We start from the raw sequence: 20,307 nt of genomic DNA, 5'->3' as shown, positions 1-20,307 counted from the left end.
ACAAGATGCAGTGCTTTGGATAAAATGGGAATTGGGTATCCGACTTGCACGGTATCTTCCCATCTATAGACTCACATCATTTCTGGCCGTTTGCTCGTTTGGAGAACAACAATTGAACGAAACGGGGGTTATATGATGACTGAACAAATGCAGTATAAACCGGGGCTTGAAGACATTGTGGCAAGCGAAACGTCTATCTCATACTTAGATGTGCAGCAAGAAGAGATTGTAATTCGCGGGTATGACCTCATCGAGTTGGCACAAAAAAAGACCTATTTAGAAACAGCCTATCTGCTTATTTATGGAAGATTACCAGATGCCATGGAATATCACCAATTTCAGCAAGACATTTCCTCACAAACCAACTTACATCCAACCATTCAAACCATTTTAACAAAACTGCCAAAAACCACTCATCCGATGGATGCCATGAGAACGTGCATATCTGCTCTTAGTGGGTACGATGATGCATTACAAGATCGATCAGAAGCGTGCCAGCAAAAGCGTGCTGTTCGATTACTCGGCCAGCTGCCGGCGATTGTCGCTGGAAGCTATCATATTCTCACAAAAGACGCCGCTATTTCTCCAGATCAGACCAAATCCTACACTGAAACCTTTTTAACCATGCTAACCGGACGCACGCCAACCCAAGACGAAATCACCGCTTTTGACCAAACACTCACATTATATAGTGAACATGAGCTGCCTAATTCAACGTTTGCTGCTAGAGTCATCGCATCCACACATTCTGACATGTATGGTGCTTTTACTGGAGCGATTTCTTCATTAAAAGGTGACTTGCACGGGGGAGCGAATGAAGCTGTCATGCATATGCTTCTCGAAGGAAAAACAACGGAAGGCTTCCTTGCGCTGATTGAGCGAAAATTAGCCGCAAAGGAAAAAATGATGGGCTTTGGCCATAGGGTATACATGAGAAAAATGGACCCAAGAGCTGCTCTTTTAAAGCGATCATTGAAAACGCTTACGGAATCAAAGGGAGATACAACGCTTTATGACATGTGTGTAGCAGGAGAGGCATACATGAAAGAGAAGAAAAACCTCTATCCGAACCTTGATTATTACGCCGCACCTATTTATTACGTGCTCGGGATTCCAATTTCACTTTATACACCGATTTTCTTTGCTGCAAGGGCAAGTGGATTAGCTGCTCATGTCATTGAACAGCATTTGTATAATCGTATTTTCAGACCGAGAGTCCGGTATTTAGGGCCAAGAGGATTAAAAGTTTCAGATGATGATAGAAAAACGGGGGAATGATCATGAATAAAACAGCAGTCGCCAATCAAACAGATCAGCTATTAGAAGAAATCGCAGCCTATGCAGTAGATGGGGAAATTACGAGTAAAGAAGCCATTGAAACGGCACGATATGTGCTCATAGATACACTTGGCTGCGGAATGCTGGCGCTCAATTTTCCTGAATGTACGAAACATCTTGGACCGATCGTACCTGGAACCGTTGTACCTAACGGAGCAAGAGTTCCAGGCACTTCCTTTGTGCTAGATCCTGTTCAAGCAGCTTTTGATATAGGCTGTATGATTCGCTGGTTAGATTATAATGACACATGGCTTGCAGAGGAGTGGGGGCATCCGTCAGATAACTTAGGCGGAATATTAGCTGTGAGTGATTACATCAGCAGAACACGTCTTGCAAACGGAGAAGAGCCGCTTTCGATGAATGACGTATTGCATGCGATTGTCAAAGCACATGAAATTCAAGGCGTGCTGGCTTTAGAAAATTGTCTGAACCGCAATGGCTTGGATCATGTGCTATTTGTCAAAGTAGCAACTAGCGCTGTTGTGTGTGCATTGCTTGGCGGAACAAAGGAAGAAGTCCAGCATGTTTTATCACAAGCGTTTGTTGATAATTCACCGCTTAGGACATATCGCCACGCCCCAAACACAGGATCTAGGAAATCGTGGGCAGCGGGTGATGCAACAAGCCGCGGGGTGAGACTGGCAATGATGACGCTAAAAGGGGAAATGGGCTATCAAACGCCGCTTAGTGCAGAGAAGTGGGGCTTTGAAGATGTTCTGATGAAAGGGAAATCTCTCACACTTGCTCAGCCGCTAGGATCATACGTCATCGAAAATGTGCTTTTCAAAATTGCTTATCCTGCTGAGTTTCATGCCCAGACGGCTGCAGAGGCCGCTATGATCCTGCATGACGCTGTAAAAGGTCGATTAGATGAAATTGACCGAGTAGAGATTACAACACATGAATCAGCGATTCGGATTATCGATAAGAAGGGACCGCTGTATAACCCAGCAGACCGAGATCATTGCTTGCAATATATTACTGCGGTTGGATTGATCTATGGTGAGCTTACTGCTGACCATTATGAAGAAGAAACGGCGCAAAATCCGGCCATTGATCGTCTCCGGGATCAAATGGTTGTCAAAGAAGATAAACAATATACAGCGGATTATTTAGATCCGAAAAAGAGATCTATTGCAAACAGTGTGCAGATCTTCTTTAAAGACGGGACGATGACAGACCGAATTGAAATTGAATATCCACTTGGTCATCGCAGAAGAAGGCAGGAAGGCATTCCTCTGCTTGAAAAGAAATGGCTTTATCATTTGAAGACAAGATTTCCACAAAAACAAGTGGATCAAATTGTGTCACTCTGTCAAAACCCAAATCAATTAAAAACAACAACCGTACCAGCATTTATGGACCTATTCGTCATATAAGGGAGGGAACTAGTGTGTGGATCGTGAATGATGAATCAAGTCAAGCAGATTTAGCCGCAGCCTTTCAAGAACAAATGCACAAATCAGCTTTATTCCAAATCCCAGGCGTTCACGATGGAATGTCTGCGCTCTATGCAAAAAAAATGGGCTTCCAAGGGCTCTATTTATCCGGCGCCGCTTTTTGTGCCAGCAAAGGATTGCCTGATCTCGGCATGATTCATTCAACGGAAATGGCTGAAAAAGCGAAGGAAATCATTCGAGCTTCTCAGCTGCCGCTTTTGGTCGATATGGATACTGGCTATGGCGGTGTATTGAATGCTGCAAGAGCGGCAAAGGAAATGGTAGAAAGTAAGGTGGCAGCTGTTCAAATTGAAGATCAGCAAATGCCGAAAAAATGCGGGCATTTAAACGGAAAATCACTCGTTCCAGTAGAAGAAATGGTCGCAAAAATCAAAGCCATTAAACAAGCGGCACCAACGCTTTTGGTGATTGCAAGAACCGATGCAAAGTCTGTAAACGGGATGGAGGATGTCATCCACCGGGCCAATCTTTACGTAGAAGCAGGAGCTGATGCTATTTTTCCTGAGGCACTCATCACAGCAGAGGACTTCACGCATGCGTCAAACAATATTAAAGGACCGCTTCTTGCAAATATGACGGAGTTTGGCAAGACGCCTTATTATCATGCAGACGAATTTTCTGTATTTGGTTTTCAAATGGTCATTTACCCTGTGTCATCACTAAGAGTCGCTGCAAAAGCGTATGAGCGTTTATTTACAGAAATCATGGAGAAGGGGACGCAGCAAGGAATGCTAAAGGACATGCAAACGAGACAAGAGTTGTATGAAACGATTCATTATGATGAATATGAGGAAATGGATCAGCATTTAGCGAAAACGATCCTGCCGGAAATCGGGAAAGAACATCGATAAAATGAAAAGCACTTCCATTGAGGAAGTGCTTTTTTTACGATGATGGTGAGGATGACGAAGCCAATTTCATCTTTTCTTCAACTGTTTTCGTTTTTTCTTTTACTTTTTCAGCATAAGTGAAGTCACCGAAGCAATATGGGTAGCGGAAGTTATCTTTGTTGCCTCCGCACGTATAGACTTCTGGGTTTCGTTTCACTTGCTTTTTAGAGTATTGCTTTGCCAATTTCTCGGAATGTTTTCCCCCGTTTTTTGCAACAAAATCAATATAGCCAATTCCCATATTATAGCTTTGGATAATAGTTTCCAAATCAACGCCTTTTTTCTTCCCATGCTTGTACATAGTAGAAAAATGTTGGACTCCTTGTCTAATGCTTTTCTGAGGGTCATTGATTTCATTTCGTTTCAAACCAAGAGATTCAGAGGACTGCATTGGATCTCCACCTCTGCCTTTTGATTCTTGATACATCATACCGAGGATTAACGCGGTATATTGATCTAAATCTTGATCTCTTAACTCTGTTTCTACAAGCGGTTTGAAATCATCCAATCTCGACAAAACAATTGATTCCGTATCAATCGGCAGCTTTTTTAACTCCTTTTGATTAAAGGACATGACAATGGCTGCTAATACGAAAACAAACAGAAAAATCGTGAAGCAGCCTGAAATGGCAAAACATCCTGTTTTTTTCTTTTTCAAGGTCAGTTCACCCCTGTTTTGCCCCGCTTTTAAAAGGGAAGTACAGCCTTTTTATTATGCCATATCCTGCACAAGATACCAAGTGAAAACCTTATAATCAATCGTATCCAAATGTAAATTCGGGTCTTGTTTTCAGTCTGTAGCAGAAATAAACAAAACCGATAATCAGCCAAAGCATACCAATGATTAATGCATTTGTACTGATGCTCGTTAACAGCCATATACAAAAGGCAGTCCCGCACAGAGGGATTACTGCGTATCTCAATATATTGAGTACACCTCTTTGTTTTTGTCTAATGAAATAGTACGCAAAAACAGATAAGTTCACAAATGTGAATCCAATCAACGCGCCGAAGCTGATAAAGGAATAAATGACTTCAAGTTCGCCAACGACTGCGGTTAAGGAGAAAGCACCAATTAATAAAATATTAAAAACAGGCGTTTTTAATCTCGGATGAATATATCCGAAGAAACGCTTCGGTAAAGACTCATCTCTACCCATTGCATATAACAGCCTTGCTGCACTTGCATGTGACGATAAGGAAGAAGAGATAACAGCGACCATTGTGCCAGCTAAAAAGAACGAGTGGAGAAAGGCGCCGCCCACAAATTCCGCAATTTCAAGTGACGCCGCATCGGGATGCTTGAACTGCTGAAAATTTGGAAATACTTGCTGCAAAAAATAAGACGTCAAGGTAAACAGTACGCCTCCAATGGCGACGGTTAAGAAGATGGCAAGTGGGATCGTCTTTTTTGGCTTAATGGTTTCCTCAGACATGGTTGAGATGGCATCAAATCCTAGAAACGAAAAACATAAAATGGTTGCTCCTGAAAAAATCAGCGCTGGATCTAAGCTCGCCGAATAAAAAGGCCGGGCGGACAATAATTCTCCGCTGCCTGCGTTTTGCGTGAGCCCATAAATAATAAAACCAACAAAAGTGACGGCGACAATGACCTGAAAGGTCACAAATAGTGCCGTGATGTTGGCTGTAAGCCGGATACCGATTACATTGACAGTCGTTATGGCGATAGCAAGTATGATGATCCAAATGTAATGAGGTACATCAGGAAAGGCTGCGGTTAAATAAGCACTTCCAATCGCAAAATTCACCATAGGCAAAAATAAATAATCCAGTAAAAGTGTCCAGCCTACAAGAAAGCCAATATGAGGATGAATACTTTTTTGCGCGTATGTATAAGCAGATCCTGCTTTTGGAAAAGCCTTCACCATATTCCCATAGCTAAGCGCTGTCAATAGTAATGCAAGTAACGTAAATATATAAGCTGCAGCGACGTGTCCTTTCGTCAGCTGAGCCACAATGCCGTATGAATCAAATACGACAAGTGGATCCATATAAGCAAGCCCGATCACAACAAGTGGAAAGACAGTCAGGCTGCGTTTTAGTCTTGGCTCTTCAGTCAATTTGCCTATCAGCTCCTCTAAAAAAATGAATAAATAATGCTCATTTTAAAAAGAATGCTACCAAGTGTCAATGCTATTTGAGTAAATCTTTTTTCTAAAGTGTGCTCTCTTTGCATGCCGGACGTTTTGGTATATGATGATACATAGAATAAGTCGTGATTTGACGGACAAGAAAGGTGAAGCAAAATGAAGGAAGAACTGAATACAAATCAAGAACAGGAACGGATGGAGCTGGATGAAGAAAGTCTATTTCTTGTCTCCCAAACCTTTAAAGCTTTATCTGATCCGACACGTATTCGAATTCTGCACCTGCTGTCTCAAGGTGAACACTCGGTAAATGATATAGCAGAAACACTGAATCTCATGCAATCAACCGTTTCTCATCAGCTGCGCTTTTTAAAAAATCTTCGTCTTGTGAAATCTAGACGAGCAGGGACCTCAATTTTTTACAGTCCTGAAGATCAGCATGTAATGGAAGTGCTTGAACAGATGATTCACCATGCGCAGCACGATTGATAAAAAACCTTCCTACGCCAATAGGAAGGTTTTTATGCATGATGTACATGTGTCGATCGTTTACTTGCTTTCATCATGTGAAAAGAAAAGACAACATAGTAAGCCGCTAAAAGGAAAAAGCTGAGCATGGTCATCGCATCATCGCTCACGATATGCTGATACAGTTCAACGGCACTGATCTTGGTCATCGAATGGTTTGTCAGCTCAACCAGCTTAAAACTAAGCCTGGATAAAAACAAACATAAAATGAAGCTTTCAATCCATTTACTCGTTTTCATATACAGCCGGCCATTTTCTTCTTTCATACGAATTGTCTGATAGGCATGAACAGCAAGGCTGCTTCCAAAAAGCATACCAATAGCGGCATAGATCAAGATATTGTGATTTTGCCATCCTTCTGATAGGAGAATAAGGGCTGAAAGACCAAAGAGATACATTCTCATCAAAAGCCTGATGGGGCGTACAAGCTGATAGCGTCTCATTCGATTCATTCGATTCATTCGAATCATGATGCAGATCAACATAATGCTCCCAATCATGAACAATTGCCACACGTTATGTGTCATGATGCAACCTCCTCCTGCACGTGCAGGGATGTAAACGAATGCTGGCTGTTACTTATCTTTACCATTCTTTCTTTTTTTATCAAAACAAAACCTACATTTATGAAAAAGAGGAAAAGTCATGAAAATTGACCGCATTTTATCTACTGTGATGCTGCTCATTAGCAAGAAGCAAGTACAGGCGAAAGATCTTGCTGAACTTCACGAAGTGAGCACGAGAACCATTTATCGTGACATTGATACCATCAATCAAGCGGGAATCCCTGTTGTGACAACCCAAGGAGCAGGTGGAGGCATTTCACTTGTTGAGGACTATCGTTTAGAGAAAAAATTATTTACCGATGATGACATCGAAGTCATTTTAACAGCTCTTGAAAGCATGACGAGTGCATACTCCTTTAAAGAAAGTGAACATGTACTGAAAAAAATCAAATCTCTCATTCCCCCGCATACTGATGAAGGTGAGAAACAGCACCATGTCTTCATTGATTTAAGCTCCTGGGGAAAAGACAGCCAGGCAGAGCAGAAGCTCCAGCTCATTCATACAGCTGCGTCAGCGCACCAATACATTCAGTTTACTTATCGCAATGCGAAAGGTGAAACTCTTTCGCGCAAAGTGGAGCCTTATACGCTCGTTTTAAAAGGGAGGCATTGGTATTTGTATGCGTTTTGTTGTGTAAAAAAAGCTTTTCGCCTGTTCAAGCTGACTAGAATGACCGGTCTTGTCACCATTTCAGGGTATTTTCAACCGAAAAGAGTCAAAAACGAAGAGAAGCCTTGGAATGATTCTTGGCAAGAACAGCCGTCTGTCAGTCCAGTCATGCTCAGGTTAACGGAAGCATCAGTGGGGAAAGTGAAGGAATGGGTAGATGAGACCGAATTGAACGTCTGTTCAGACGGTACCTATCTTGCCACCATCACCGTACCTCTTGATGATTGGTTAAATAGTTTCCTATTCCATTTAGGTCCAGATGTTGACATTCTTTCTCCGAAGCATGTCAAAGAAGGGTTTGATCTCCAGCTGAAACAATTTCTCAAACGAATAGAAACTTGACACAATGTTGTCAGGTTTCTTTTTATATGATAGAAAAAAAGGAGATGAGAATGTATGTACGATATCGTGACATTAGAGAAACAATGGATAAAAGGGCTGTCTGTTCGAACAACAAACGAAATGGAGCAAACAAAAGAGCGGAAGATTGCTCCACTCTGGCAGCAATTTTTTGCGCAGCAGCTTCACGGAGGGCAAGCGCCCGTCATAGGATTGTATTCAGATTATGAAAAAGATGAGCATGGCTCTTATTTATTTACTGCTGGGCAATTCGTGGATCAGCAGTTAGAACATATCATAGAGATTCCTGCCTCCGCCTACGTAAAATTCCGAACGAGAAAGGGTCCGATTGAAGAGGTCGTGTGGGAAACATGGCAGCAGATTTGGACGTGGGATGAGCGCCATTACCGCACATATACAGGCGACTTTGAATGGTATGACGAAAGATCTATTGATCCAAAAGAAGCGCAAATTGATATTTATATTGCGGTTGATGAAGAAAGGCTTGCTAAAACTAATAGCATTAGTTAATATAAAACTAACAACATTAGTTTTAGGGGGACACTTGATGAGATTGACAACTTTTGACCGTCTGCACCAGCTCACATTGATGCCGAGATTATTCCCGGTAAACTGTTATGTTTTTGAGGAAGAGAATGGACTGATCTTAATAGATGCTGCGTTAAAAATGGCAGCAAACTCGATCATCGAATTTGCTCGACAAAAGAACAAGCCCATCCACAAAATCATTCTCACCCATAGTCATATGGATCATATCGGTGCATTAGATGAAGTGAAAAAGGTTTTTCCAGAGGCTGTCGTCTATTTATCAAAACGCGATGCCCTCCTATTTGAGGGTGACTTGTCCTTACTTCCTGGCGAACCCCAGCAAAAAATCAAAGGCAGTTTTTCGAAACATATTCGTACAAAACCGGATGTGCTTGTCGAAGAAGGGGATGAGATTGGACCGCTGAAAGTCATTGCAACACCAGGGCACACACCTGGCAGCATATCCTTATACGATGAAAGATCAAAAGTTGTGATTGCTGGGGATGCCCTTGTGACAAAAGGCGGCTTATCCGTTACAGGTGAATTTCGCTGGTCTTTCCCTTTCCCGGCTTTTGCTACATGGGATGCAGAAACCGCACTCAAAAGCGCCGAAAAATTACTGGCACTTCGCCTATCCTGTCTTGCTGCAGGACATGGCGATCTCATTATAGAACCTCATGAAAAGCTTCAAGCTGCCGTTCGAAAAAGGCAGCAGCAGCTGAAGAAAGGGGAGCAGTAAACCGTGTCTCCAAGAATGGGAATCACGCAAGAAAAAATCATCGATACAGCAGCTACATTTGTTGATGAAGAGGGTTTTTCTGCTTTGACCATTGCTACATTGTCTAAAAGACTGAACATCAGACCACCCTCTCTTTATAATCATGTATCTGGTCTTCATGAAATTCAGGCGGCACTCGCAGAAAAAGGGCTATCCATGCTACGTGAAGAAGGCATACACGTAACAGAGGGGCTGGATAAAGAAGAAGCTGTGTTAGCCTTTGCCAAACAGTATGTTCAATTTGTCCGCGAACATCCAGGTCTTTATGAAGCAGCCTTTTCACATATGGAGGAGAAAAATGTAAGAAGTGAGGCAGAGCGCCTTGTTGAATTTGTCCAATCCATCATGGCCCGTTTCGGTGTCAAAGAAGAAGAGATGACACATGTGGTCAGAGGACTAAGAAGCTTATTGCACGGCTTCGGTGATATTTCAAATAAAAATGGATTTCAACGAAAAGAACAGCTTGAAGACAGTGTGAGCTATGCTGTCAAGCTTTATATCTCAGGTGTGTTGCAAAAAGAAGATCTGTCTCATTGACAGGTCTTTTTTTGGTAGTGAATCGATATGTTTTAGAGGCGGTCATCTTGAAGCAATTTTTTGACAAAAAAAGAATAAAGATTTGACAGTTTTGTGAAACATGGTATGCTTATTATGTGAAATAATTCACATAGAGGAGAAGAGGCAGATGAAAAGAAAGCCCGTTTATGTGGAAACAACCATTCATGCACCGATAGAGAAAGTATGGGAGTATACGCAAAATCCAAAGCTTCATGAACAATGGGATTTGCGCTTTTCAACCATTTCATTAAATGAACCTCAAAATGAACAGCCCCAATCCTTTTTGTATGAAAAGCATCTTGGGTTTGGTTTAAGTGTCACAGGGACAGGAGCTTATCGAACAAGAATGATGGATGAACGGAATGAGCGGGCATCCTCACTTCATTTTAAATCGTCACACCCATTGTCTTTTATCAAAGAAGGCAGCGGCTACTGGAAGTATATGAAAACAAGCGATCACATTGTGTTTCAAACTCAATTTGATTACAAAACGAAAGAAGGAAAAGGATGGACATGGGCAGACCGGATTCTTTTTCGCCCAATGATCGGGTTTATGACAGCCTTTAGTTTTGGTGCATTAAAGACGTGGCTTGAAAAGGGAACGCACCCTCGGTTATTACTAGAGAGAACCCTTGCTCATTACGGGATTTGTTTGCTGTTTGCCATCGTCTGGCTAAGCCAAGCAGCCATTCCTTTTTCACATTCGGCTTTTGATCATAGCACGAGTTTCCGATTGTTTTATGCGCTTTTAGGCGTATCATGGCTAATTCCCAAACGATCAAAGAAATATCTCTTCATTTTACAAAGTATGTTTCTTCTCATTATGCTTTGTATAGGGATCCTATCCCCGCAAACGACGCTTCATGAGCCGCTTGTGATGAGTGCATTTTTCATTTTGTCGATTGCAGGTATGATCAATCTAAAAGATTGTGTAGATGTATTTTCAATCAAGCGAAAAAGGGGAGGTAGACATGGTCGTTCATCGTCATCAAGTAATAGATTACGATAAACTGCATCCAAAGCTAAAAGAGAGATACAACCGCGCGTTTACTGCTGAAGGTACTATGGAGGAAATAGGCGGCGGGTCAAGACTCATTCGGTTGATCTTCAGAATGGGTCCACTGTTTCGTTGCTTTTTCCCCGAGCGAGGTAAAAACATTCCTTTCCAAATTGTGAACGAGCCCTTTGTGACAAATAAGGGGGAGGAAGGGATGCGCTGGTATCGAACGTTTTATTTCCCAAAGAAGGAGCGGCACTTTGATGCAGATATGATCATTGATCAGGAGAGTCATACAGTACTAGATTACTTTGGAAAGCCTAGACTTCTTGTGTCAGAGCTTCATTTTACAGTAACAAAGCATGGTTTCTTGCACATCCAATCCGGCCGGCAGAAGTTTTTGATGTTCAGAAAAGAATGGCCGCTGCCTTCATGGCTTTATGGTGTGTCAGATGTAACGGAAGGCTACGATGAGCATGCAGGTGAATATACCATTGATGTCCACGTGAAAAACCGCCTGTTTGGTACTCTTTTTACATATAAAGGCCGTTTTACAGAAAGGATGGCTCATGATGAATAAGTGGCATTTGACATCCAGTCTGATCTTCATGTCTTGTTTTATTGCTACCCGTTTCATGACAGGCCGGGTAGCAGAATTTTTTGTTCTCATGGCGATTCTATTTTTTCTTCCCGCTGCCTTACACTTTTTTGAGAAAGAAGGGAAGAAACACAAGCCAGGGATGCTGATCGGCTTTTTAATGAAAGCCTTTCCACTAGCGGCTCTTTGTGCAACCGCTGCTTTTATCTATCATTCCGCTTGGTTCGCATCGGGATGGCTTTTATATACAATCTTATTGGCGTTATTTGGCTTTTCTCGTTTATTGAAAAGAGGAATCTTTCCGCTTCATGAGCTGATGATTGATGGCGCTTGGATGTATCTCGCTTTAGGGGGTCTGTGGTTTTGGCTATACACAGCAGATATACAGGTGATGACATTTTCGCCGATCATTGTTCTTTTGACCGCTATTCATTTTCATTACTCCGCTTTTTTTATTCCGCTTTTTTATGGATTATTAGGGAGGCAGCCAGCAAAAGAAACAGCTTTATACAAAGCGGCGGGATGGGTGATTTTGCTGTCGCCTCTGATGATTGCTGTTGGGATTAGCTTTTCCCGTCTATTTGATACGTTCAGCGTCATTCTTTATGTGATAGCCCTCTACATATATGGCTTTCTTTGTGTGAAAACAAGATTTCGATCAACTTTGGCGAAAGGTCTCGTTGTGTTTTCTAGCTTTGTTTTAATGGGGACGATCGTGCTTTCACTTCTTTATTCCGCAGGTATGCTGATGCGTGTGACCTACATTAGCATTGATCAGATGATTTGGTTTCATGGCAGTATCAATGCTTTTTTTGTGATTTTGCCAGGTTTGATTGGCTGGCTGATTGAAGGACCGAAGGATCAATTAAAGCAGAAGAACTTTCCGATTTCGAAAGTGCATGGCCGGTTTCAGATGATCTCGATTCAAGAGGACAGCGCGCATGGCTCTGAGAAGCTTGGTTTAGTCGATTCTCTTGATGAATTAAATGGAAAGACATTTTCAGCTGATAGGGTGTCACCCGTGATTCGCAGATTTTATGAAGACCCTATGGCATTTACATTAAAAGCAGCCGTCAGCTTTCATAGGTGGGTAAGGCCGTTTGTTTTTTTACTTCAGCCAATGTTTAAGAAAATAGGTCAGCTTTATTTGGGGTTATCTCGTCATCCATATGAAATGAAGGGACGTCTGACTAGATTTCAACATCCGAAGGAAGAAAGGAAAAATGTTCGGGCTTGGATACGTCACAACGCAAAAGGAGAGCAAGTCTTTTTTGCACTTTATGCTCTTCATTACGATGCAGATGGGGGTTATTTGAATATTGCGCTGCCACTTCCTTATTCTCAGCTGACAGCTATTTTAAAGCCTTTTAATGAAAAAGAAGGTTTTTTATTAAAAAGTACATGTCCAAAAGGCAGTACCGGTGACGAAGGATTGTATTTTCATACGCCTTTTATCACCATGAAACTGCCAATGGAAGAAAGCTTTCATATGAAGCCGCAGACGGATGAAAGTCTCACAGCGGTACATCAAATGAAGCTGTTCGGTATTCCTTTTTTAACGATTCATTATCATATTGACAGTCATCATGTTAGTCAATGATGTCACATGGTTCACCGTGCCGAATGATGTTCACAATCGCTTGCCCATCACTCGGATGATGATCTGCATACTGGACTGGCAGAAGTGCAAAAAATACATAGTAGACTGAGAAGTAAGCAAATTGATAGAAAAATTGGTGCTCTGGCAGGAAATCATTGGCGATCATTGTGTTCAGTATGAGAACACTGAGCAAGTTGCATAATGAACCGCCTAAGTAGACAAGAATGTGCGACAATCGGTTATTTTTCCTCATTTCTTCATAGTGGCAAAATGCATCTAGAAAATAGATCCGTCTAATTTCAACGACGCCTACTTTCAACACTTTTTTGCCTCTGCCAAGCGCAAAGGAAACCTTTGCTCCAAACATCCACGCGACCACAATATGGCCAAGTTGATGCAGGATGGCAACAATAGGAAGAATGACAAAAAACGACCAGCAAAACGTCCACATATCTGATAGTGTAAACAAGTGTGAACCCTCCCCAAATTATTCGAGAGGAAGCAGTAGGATTATTTGCCATTCTACCGAATTCATTTTTAGGATGCAAACATTTAATACGAGACTATAAATTTATTATGTAAACTATAAAGATGATGTTAGCGCTGTATAGGCTTTTTGAACCTCCTTTTTGACAAAATGAATGTGCTACAATGGATAATCAATAGAATACGTTATCTTTTACGAAGGGGAGAGAATCAGATGGCAGATATTGAACAGTTTTTGGCGTTAGATATTCGTGTTGGAACGATCATAGAGGCAGAATTTTTTGCAGAGGCAAGAGTGCCTGCGTTGAAACTCAAGATTGATTTTGGCGAAGAAATCGGTGTGAAGCAATCTAGTGCTCAGCTGACAAAGCGTTATACAGCGGAGAATCTTACTGGCAAACAAATCGTAGCGGTCGTTAATTTCCCGCCAAGAAGAATTGCTGGGTTCAAATCAGAAGTGCTTGTCTTAGGAGGCATGCCGTCAAAAGAAGACGTGGTTTTGCTAGCGACAGATGAACCGGTTGAGAATGGAACAAAAATAGGGTAAGAAAAAAGACATCTTCCTAAGAAGATGTCTTTTGCGTATTGAGGCGGAATAACCACACGCCACATTCGTGTGTGTCTCAAAGAGACATGTTACCCGACTTACACAATTCAGCTCATCGCTTGATTAATATAGCATGGGATGAGCTTGAATGCAACCAATAAATGAATTCTTTTAGATTTTCATGTCATTTCAGAAGATAAATGACAAGATATCGATTATTTGGATTATTTTTTCAAAAAATATTGAAAAGTCAGATCAGATTTTATAAAATGAATTCATCTTAGTTTGTTTAGTCAATAAACTAAGATGAATTTCAAGTATCGAACCCTATATTGAAGGAGATGATTCTGTCATTCGACTGTTTTGCTGCGTATTTGGGCTAAGCTGAAAGGATGAGATGTTCAGCTACATTTTTATAACAAATTGAAAGCGCTTTATATTCCGCGTATTGATTGCTGCTGCCCTCCATCATCTGTTCGTTAGAAGAGGCTAAGTGAAGAAGGGAGAAAGCTCATGGTTAGTGAGAATTTAAAGAAGATTCGTATGTCTGAAAAAGTGGGATATGCTTCAGGGGATTTCGCATGTAATTTGATTTACGCAACTGTCTCTACATATCTATTATTTTTCTATACAGATGTGTACGGTTTATCAGCGGCAGCAGCAGGGACGATGTTTTTAGTTGTTCGCGCCATTGATGCGCTTGCAGATCCATTTATTGGTGCATTGGTGGACCGGACGAACAGCCGTTTTGGCAGGTTTAGACCTTACTTGTTATTCGGTGCGTTTCCTTTTGTCGTACTTGCCATCCTCTGCTTTACAACACCTGATTTTTCTGAAATGGGTAAACTCATTTATGCCTACATCACGTATGTTGGTTTATCGCTCACATACACATTCATCAACGTTCCTTATGGTGCTTTAACTTCCGCAATGACAAGAAATAACCAAGAAGTTGTTAGTATTACGTCCGTTCGTATGGTGTTTGCCAATCTAGGCGGTCTGGTTGTGGCTTTTTTTGTTCCTTTTCTTGCGACCTTTTTAAGTGATACGACAGGAAATACAGCACTTGGCTGGCAGATGACGATGGCTTTTCTCGGCGTTCTTGGCGGCGCATTATTGATTTTCTGTTTTAAAAGTACGAATGAACGTGTCACGCTTCAAAAGCCAGAGGAAAAGATTAAATTCAGTGATATTTTTGTCCAGTTACGAGTGAATCGCCCGCTTGTTGTATTAAGTATTTTCTTTATTATTATTTTTGGTGTGAACTCGATCAGCAACTCTGTTGGGATCTATTATGTGACGTATAACCTTGGCAGAGAAGATTTAGTGAAATGGTACGGACTCATTGGCAGTCTGCCAGCTTTAATGGTGCTGCCGTTTATTCCGAAGCTGCACAAGTTGTTAGGTAAGAAAAAGCTGCTGAATTATTCTTTATCGCTGAATATCGTAGGTCTTCTTGCCTTACTTGTGATACCGCCGAGTCAAATCACGTTAATCCTGATTTTCAGACTCGTTGCTGCTGCGGGTAGTATTACAGCCGGTGCATACATGTGGGCACTCATTCCTGAGACTGTTGAATATGGCGAATATAAAACTGGAAAAAGGATGGGCGGACTTATCTACGCAGTCATTGGATTTTTCTTTAAATTTGGGATGGCATTAGGCGGGATCGTTCCGGGGCTTGTACTCGATCGATTTGGCTATGTTGCAAACCAAATACAGACGCCAGAAGCATTGCTTGGCATTTTAATTACGGTAACAGTGATTCCTGTATGCTTACTGATTTTAGCGATGATTGATATTAATTTTTATAATTTAGATGAAGAAGAGCACCAGAAAGTCGTGAGGGAGCTTGAGAATAGGGATCAAGTATATATCGATCATATGGATGATTTTAAAATGTAGGTCGTGAAAGAGGAGGAAGTTGAATGAAAATTACCAATCCAGTGCTCAAAGGATTTAACCCGGACCCAAGTATTTGCCGTGTAGGAGAAGATTATTACATGGCGGTCTCTACATTTGAATGGTTTCCAGGGGTGCAAATTTATCATTCGAAGGATCTCGTCCATTGGCGACTTGCTGCGCGTCCTTTGCAAAAAACGTCGCAGCTGGACATGAAAGGGAATCCTGATTCTGGTGGAGTATGGGCACCGTGTCTAAGCTATGCAGATGGTCAGTTTTGGCTTATTTATTCAGATATTAAAGTAGTGGATGGTCCATTTAAAGATGGTCATAATTACTTGGTTACGGCAAGTGAAGTTGACGGTGATTGGAGTGAACCGGTTAAGCTTAATAGCTCTGGCTTTGATCCTTCTTTATTTCATGACCAAAGCGGCAAGAAATACGTTTTAAATATGCTGTGGGACCATAGGGAAAAGCACCATTCCTTTGCGGGTATTGCCCTGCAGGAATATAGCGTGACGGAAAAAAAACTCATTGGCCAGCGGAAGGTCATTTTTAAGGGCACACCGATTAAATTGACAGAAGCACCGCATCTTTATCACATCGGTGATTACTATTATTTATTAACAGCAGAAGGAGGCACCAGGTACGAGCATGCGGCAACAATTGCCCGTTCCCCGCAGATTGAAGGGCCTTATGAGGTTCATCCTGATAACCCAATTTTAAGTGCTTTTCACACGCCTGAACATCCGCTTCAAAAATGCGGGCATGCTTCCATTGTTCAAACGCACACAAATGAATGGTACCTCGCTCATCTGACTGGCCGCCCTATTCAATCAAGCAAGGAATCTATTTTTCAACAGAGAGGGTGGTGTCCTTTAGGAAGAGAAACAGCGATTCAAAAGCTTGAATGGAAGGATGGCTGGCCGTATGTTGTGGGCGGAAAAGAAGGATCGCTTGAAGTTGAAGCGCCAGCGATCAACGAAAAGGTTTTTGCTCCAACACACCATACAGTCGATGAGTTTAAAGAATCAACGTTAAATAGACACTTCCAAACATTAAGAATTCCTTTTACTGAACAGATCGGTTCATTAACGGAAAAACCTCATCATTTAAGGTTATATGGTCAGGAATCTCTCACATCTAAGTTTACTCAATCCTTCGTTGCAAGGCGCTGGCAAAGCTTTTATTTTGAAGCAGAGACAGCTGTGTCGTTCTTTCCAGAGAATTTTCAGCAAGCCGCTGGTCTTGTAAATTATTACAATACGGAAAATTGGACTGCGCTTCAGGTGACATATGACGAGGAACTTGGCCGTATTCTTGAATTATCTGCCTGTCAGAACCTTTCCTTTTCTCAGCCATTGACACAAAAAATCGTCATTCCAGAGGAGGTCACCTATGTGTATTTAAAAGTGACCGTTCAGAGAGAAACTTATACCTATTCTTATTCTTTTGATCAAAAAGACTGGAAGGAAATTGATGTGATATTTGAATCTAGCCATCTATCTGATGACTTCATCCGAGGAGGGGGATTTTTTACAGGGGCATTTGTCGGCATGCAGTGCCAGGATACAAGCGGCGAGCGTCTGCCTGCTGATTTCAACTATTTCCGTTATGAGGAAACAGAATAAATAAAAAAAGACAACACGGTAAGAGCTGTCTTTTTTATCGAAGAATCTGTCATGGTGAGAGGGTTGCATCTTGCAGAAAGGCTTCAATAACGAGTGAAGTCATCCCTAATACCGGTGCGTTATGTCCTAATGACGAAGGAAGCAGCTCGACATGTGAACTGAATTGAGTATCTATCCTTGAGGATACCTCCTCTTGAATCACACGTAATACCGCTGGCTGCGATTCAATCACCTTGTTTCGTAAAATAATCGCTTGCGGGTTAAAGGTATGCAGGACGTTTGTGAGACCGACCCCAAGGTAAAAACCAAAGTTGCGCAGGGCATTGAGCGTTTTCATATCATTGAACGTCGCCAGCTGTTCCACATCTTGGTGAGAGATGGGCTGATCATTTGTTTGAAGGGATTGAAACAAGGCTTTCTCAGATGCATACAGCTCCCAGCAACCACGGTTTCCGCAGCTGCATGTTGGTCCATTAAAGTCGATGGTCATATGTCCCATTTCACCAGAAAAGCCGTATGCCCCTCTGTATAAATGATGATTGATAATGATTCCGATTCCAATGCCAGTGCCGATGCTGGCATAGATCAAATGATCATAATGTTTAGCGGCACCATAGATTTTTTCACCATATGCACCGGCATTTGCTTCATTTTCAATAAAGACCGGTACTTGGAATGCATCTTGTAGCGTTGTTTTCAGGTCAACATTTTTCCATTTAGAATGAGGCGTAAACACGATCTGTTCATCAGCATCCACTAGCCCGGGAATACATAGGCCAATACCTATGAGCCCGTATGGGGAAGAGGGGATTTGGGTCATCAACTGCTGTATTAATTCAGTTAATATTCGTATGGTCACATCAGGAGCGCTTGATGGGAGCCTCATCTGCTCCTCATGAAGGATAGACCCTTCAAGGTCGGTTAAAATGCCGTTGACATAATCAACGCCGACATCAATCCCGATGGAGCAGCCAGCACGTTTATTAAACATGAGTAAAACCGGCCTTCTCCCGCCGCTGGACTCACCTTGGCCGATCTCATAGACGAGCTGCTCTTTCATTAATGTATTTACTTGAGAGGAAACCGTCGATTTATTTAACCCAGTGCGTTCAGATAATTTGGCTCTAGAAATTGGCGCATGCTGGAGAATTTCTTTTAATAATAGCTTTTGATTTATTTTTTTCACAAAGTTCTGATCAGCGATATCCATGTTATCCACTCCATTTGTTTCGTCTTTAGATTAAGTGAAGAAAAAAGCTGTTTTTCTTCGTCTGTAATCTGTAAGAAGGATGATTTTAACTTTATTATAACGAAAATATTTCTAAAAAACTAAAAAATATGGAAAATTCAAAGTGAATGGATCATCAATTAAACATTAGTTTGTTGAATCAACTTACAAAGTGAAATCATAGGAGGAATAAAAGATGGCCAACTCAAATATGAAAACGTTACACAGCTTAGAAGGAATCGGAAAAATACAATTTGAAGGAAAACAATCAAAAAATCCACTCGCTTTTAAATACTATGATCCAAACGAAATGATTGGCGGAAAAACAATGAAAGATCACCTGCGCTTCTCAGTCGCTTATTGGCATACATTGACTGCTGATGGAACAGACATGTTTGGAACTGGCACGATGCAGAGAGCCTGGGATTCCTATAGCGGAATGGATCTAGCAAAAGCTAGATTGGAAGTAGCCTTTCAACTGTTTGATCTATTGGATGTACCGTATTTTTCGTTCCATGACCGTGACATTGCACCGGAGGGAGATACGCTTCAAGAGACGAATCAGCAATTAGACATCATTTTAGAAAGAATGAAAGAATACATGCAAGATAGCGGAGTCAAGCTGCTGTGGAACACGGCCAACATGTTCAAGCATCCTAGATTTGTACACGGCGCAGCGACATCTTGTCATGCAGATGTCTTTGCCTATGCGGCCGCACAGGTGAAAAAAGGGATTGAAACAGCTAAAGAACTTGGCGCAGAAAATTACGTTTTTTGGGGAGGACGAGAAGGATACGATACTCTGCTGAATACTGATATGAAAAGAGAGCTTGACCACATGGCGTCATTTTTGCATATGGCTGTTGATTATGCAAAGGAAATTGGATACACTGGCCAATTTTTAATTGAGCCTAAGCCAAAAGAGCCAACCACTCATCAATACGATGCAGATGCAGCAACATCTATCGCCTTTTTAAAGCAATATGGATTAGATTCACATTTTAAATTGAACATCGAGGCCAACCACGCGACGCTTGCTGGTCATACGTTTGAGCATGAATTACGCGTGGCGAGAATACATGGATTGCTCGGTTCTGTGGATGCGAACCAAGGGAATACGCTGCTTGGCTGGGACACTGATGAATTTCCAACCGATTTATATGCTACAACGCTAGCTATGTATGAAATTCTGCAAAATGGCGGACTAGGTACTGGCGGTCTCAACTTCGATGCAAAAGTTAGAAGAGCTTCTTTTGAGCTTGAAGATATTTTGTATGCCCATATTGCGGGGATAGATGCATTCGCAAAAGGGCTGCGGGTCGCTCATAGACTCATAGAAGATCGTGTGTTTGAAGATGTGATCAAGCACCGGTATCGCAGTTTTTCTGAAGGGATTGGACGTGACATTTCAGAAGGAAAGGCAAACTTTCATACATTAGAAGAGTATGCGCTCAAACATCCTTTAATCAGAAACGAATCGGGAAGAGAGGAACAGTTAAAAGCCCGGTTAAATCAATACTTATTAGAAGATTGA

At 41.7% G+C, this 20,307-nt stretch carries 20 protein-coding genes; 15 read left to right on the top strand and 5 right to left on the bottom strand.

Features of this window, described 5'->3' with window-relative positions; genetic code table 11:
* Positions 1-135 precede the first annotated feature (135 nt).
* The 3 genes from mmgD to prpB are packed head-to-tail and all read left to right on the top strand — an operon-like array spanning position 136 to position 3,649.
* Positions 136-1,278, top strand: coding sequence for a citrate synthase (gene mmgD, locus ACQYAC_RS03480; RefSeq protein ID WP_429942729.1), 1,143 nt, complete (start codon positions 136-138; stop codon positions 1,276-1,278).
* Between the two features lie 2 nt (positions 1,279-1,280).
* Positions 1,281-2,717 carry a bifunctional 2-methylcitrate dehydratase/aconitate hydratase gene (locus ACQYAC_RS03475; protein ID WP_169057168.1) on the top strand — a complete coding sequence of 479 codons (1,437 nt, stop codon included), beginning with the start codon at positions 1,281-1,283 and terminating at the stop codon, positions 2,715-2,717.
* A 14-nt stretch (positions 2,718-2,731) separates the two neighbouring features.
* On the top strand, positions 2,732-3,649 hold the full coding sequence (gene prpB / locus ACQYAC_RS03470) for a methylisocitrate lyase (protein ID WP_058014912.1): 918 nt from the start codon (positions 2,732-2,734) through the stop codon (positions 3,647-3,649).
* A 34-nt stretch (positions 3,650-3,683) separates the two neighbouring features.
* On the opposite strand, the gene ACQYAC_RS03465 is transcribed toward prpB, so the two are convergent.
* Complete coding sequence (locus tag ACQYAC_RS03465) at positions 3,684-4,346, bottom strand: lysozyme family protein (protein WP_169057169.1); 663 nt, start codon at positions 4,344-4,346, stop codon at positions 3,684-3,686.
* 97 nt (positions 4,347-4,443) lie between these two features.
* The gene (locus ACQYAC_RS03460; RefSeq protein ID WP_429942728.1) at positions 4,444-5,769 is read right to left on the bottom strand and encodes an APC family permease; all 1,326 of its coding nucleotides are present in this window, start codon (positions 5,767-5,769) and stop codon (positions 4,444-4,446) included.
* Positions 5,770-5,955: 186 nt separating this feature from the next.
* On the opposite strand from ACQYAC_RS03460, the gene czrA reads away from it, so the two are divergent.
* A complete protein-coding gene (czrA, locus tag ACQYAC_RS03455; protein WP_007500691.1) occupies positions 5,956-6,285 on the top strand; it encodes a Zn(II)-responsive metalloregulatory transcriptional repressor CzrA in 330 nt (109 codons plus the stop codon).
* 32 nt (positions 6,286-6,317) lie between these two features.
* Here czrA and ACQYAC_RS03450 read toward each other — a convergent pair whose 3' ends face one another.
* Positions 6,318-6,851: a mother cell-specific membrane sporulation protein gene (locus ACQYAC_RS03450; protein ID WP_429942727.1), complete on the bottom strand. Its 534-nt coding sequence runs from the start codon at positions 6,849-6,851 to the stop codon at positions 6,318-6,320.
* Between the two features lie 118 nt (positions 6,852-6,969).
* Between ACQYAC_RS03450 and ACQYAC_RS03445 the strand changes: the two genes are divergently transcribed.
* The 7 genes from ACQYAC_RS03445 to ACQYAC_RS03415 all read left to right on the top strand — a co-directional run bounded on the left by ACQYAC_RS03445 (position 6,970) and on the right by ACQYAC_RS03415 (position 12,979).
* Complete coding sequence (locus tag ACQYAC_RS03445; RefSeq protein ID WP_429942726.1) at positions 6,970-7,902, top strand: helix-turn-helix transcriptional regulator; 933 nt, start codon at positions 6,970-6,972, stop codon at positions 7,900-7,902.
* Between the two features lie 54 nt (positions 7,903-7,956).
* Positions 7,957-8,430, top strand: a complete 474-nt coding sequence (locus ACQYAC_RS03440; RefSeq protein ID WP_429942725.1) for a GyrI-like domain-containing protein — start codon at positions 7,957-7,959, stop codon at positions 8,428-8,430.
* 37 nt (positions 8,431-8,467) lie between these two features.
* Positions 8,468-9,187, top strand: coding sequence for an MBL fold metallo-hydrolase (locus tag ACQYAC_RS03435; RefSeq protein ID WP_429942724.1), 720 nt, complete (start codon positions 8,468-8,470; stop codon positions 9,185-9,187).
* 3 nt (positions 9,188-9,190) lie between these two features.
* Positions 9,191-9,763, top strand: a complete 573-nt coding sequence (locus tag ACQYAC_RS03430) for a TetR/AcrR family transcriptional regulator (protein WP_429942723.1) — start codon at positions 9,191-9,193, stop codon at positions 9,761-9,763.
* A gap of 148 nt (positions 9,764-9,911) precedes the next feature.
* Complete coding sequence (locus ACQYAC_RS03425) at positions 9,912-10,793, top strand: hypothetical protein (RefSeq protein ID WP_429942722.1); 882 nt, start codon at positions 9,912-9,914, stop codon at positions 10,791-10,793.
* Positions 10,756-11,361, top strand: coding sequence for a DUF4166 domain-containing protein (locus ACQYAC_RS03420; RefSeq protein WP_429942721.1), 606 nt, complete (start codon positions 10,756-10,758; stop codon positions 11,359-11,361). The genes ACQYAC_RS03425 and ACQYAC_RS03420 overlap by 38 nt, the downstream gene beginning before the upstream one ends.
* A complete protein-coding gene (locus tag ACQYAC_RS03415) occupies positions 11,354-12,979 on the top strand; it encodes a YndJ family protein (protein ID WP_429942720.1) in 1,626 nt (541 codons plus the stop codon). The genes ACQYAC_RS03420 and ACQYAC_RS03415 overlap by 8 nt, the downstream gene beginning before the upstream one ends.
* Here the strand turns inward: ACQYAC_RS03415 and ACQYAC_RS03410 are convergent.
* Entirely contained in the window at positions 12,969-13,448 is a 480-nt protein-coding gene (locus ACQYAC_RS03410) for a site-2 protease family protein (protein ID WP_003216048.1), read from the bottom strand. The two genes, ACQYAC_RS03415 and ACQYAC_RS03410, sit on opposite strands and share 11 nt — an antisense overlap.
* A 231-nt stretch (positions 13,449-13,679) precedes the next feature.
* Here ACQYAC_RS03410 and csaA point away from each other — a divergent pair, with 231 nt between their 5' ends.
* From csaA to ACQYAC_RS03395, 3 genes are all read left to right on the top strand, one after another.
* Entirely contained in the window at positions 13,680-14,012 is a 333-nt protein-coding gene (gene csaA / locus ACQYAC_RS03405) for a chaperone CsaA (protein ID WP_003215734.1), read from the top strand.
* A 513-nt stretch (positions 14,013-14,525) separates the two neighbouring features.
* A complete protein-coding gene (locus tag ACQYAC_RS03400; RefSeq protein ID WP_058014922.1) occupies positions 14,526-15,917 on the top strand; it encodes an MFS transporter in 1,392 nt (463 codons plus the stop codon).
* A 23-nt stretch (positions 15,918-15,940) separates the two neighbouring features.
* A complete protein-coding gene (locus tag ACQYAC_RS03395; RefSeq protein WP_429942719.1) occupies positions 15,941-17,545 on the top strand; it encodes a glycoside hydrolase family 43 protein in 1,605 nt (534 codons plus the stop codon).
* Positions 17,546-17,594: 49 nt separating this feature from the next.
* Here the strand turns inward: ACQYAC_RS03395 and xylR are convergent, their stop codons facing one another.
* Positions 17,595-18,755 (bottom strand): transcriptional repressor XylR, encoded by a 1,161-nt coding sequence (gene xylR / locus ACQYAC_RS03390; RefSeq protein ID WP_429942718.1) that lies wholly within the window; start codon positions 18,753-18,755, stop codon positions 17,595-17,597.
* Positions 18,756-18,969: 214 nt separating this feature from the next.
* On the opposite strand from xylR, the gene xylA reads away from it, so the two are divergent.
* Entirely contained in the window at positions 18,970-20,307 is a 1,338-nt protein-coding gene (xylA, locus tag ACQYAC_RS03385) for a xylose isomerase (RefSeq protein WP_429942717.1), read from the top strand.

The sequence above is a fragment of the Bacillus sp. MM09(2025) genome (assembly GCF_050496725.1).
In the GTDB taxonomy this organism is placed as follows: Bacteria; Bacillota; Bacilli; order Bacillales; family Bacillaceae; genus Bacillus; species Bacillus pumilus.
The sequence above is the reverse complement of the archived record's forward strand: the minus strand, read 5'-3'. Positions and strand labels throughout refer to the sequence as shown.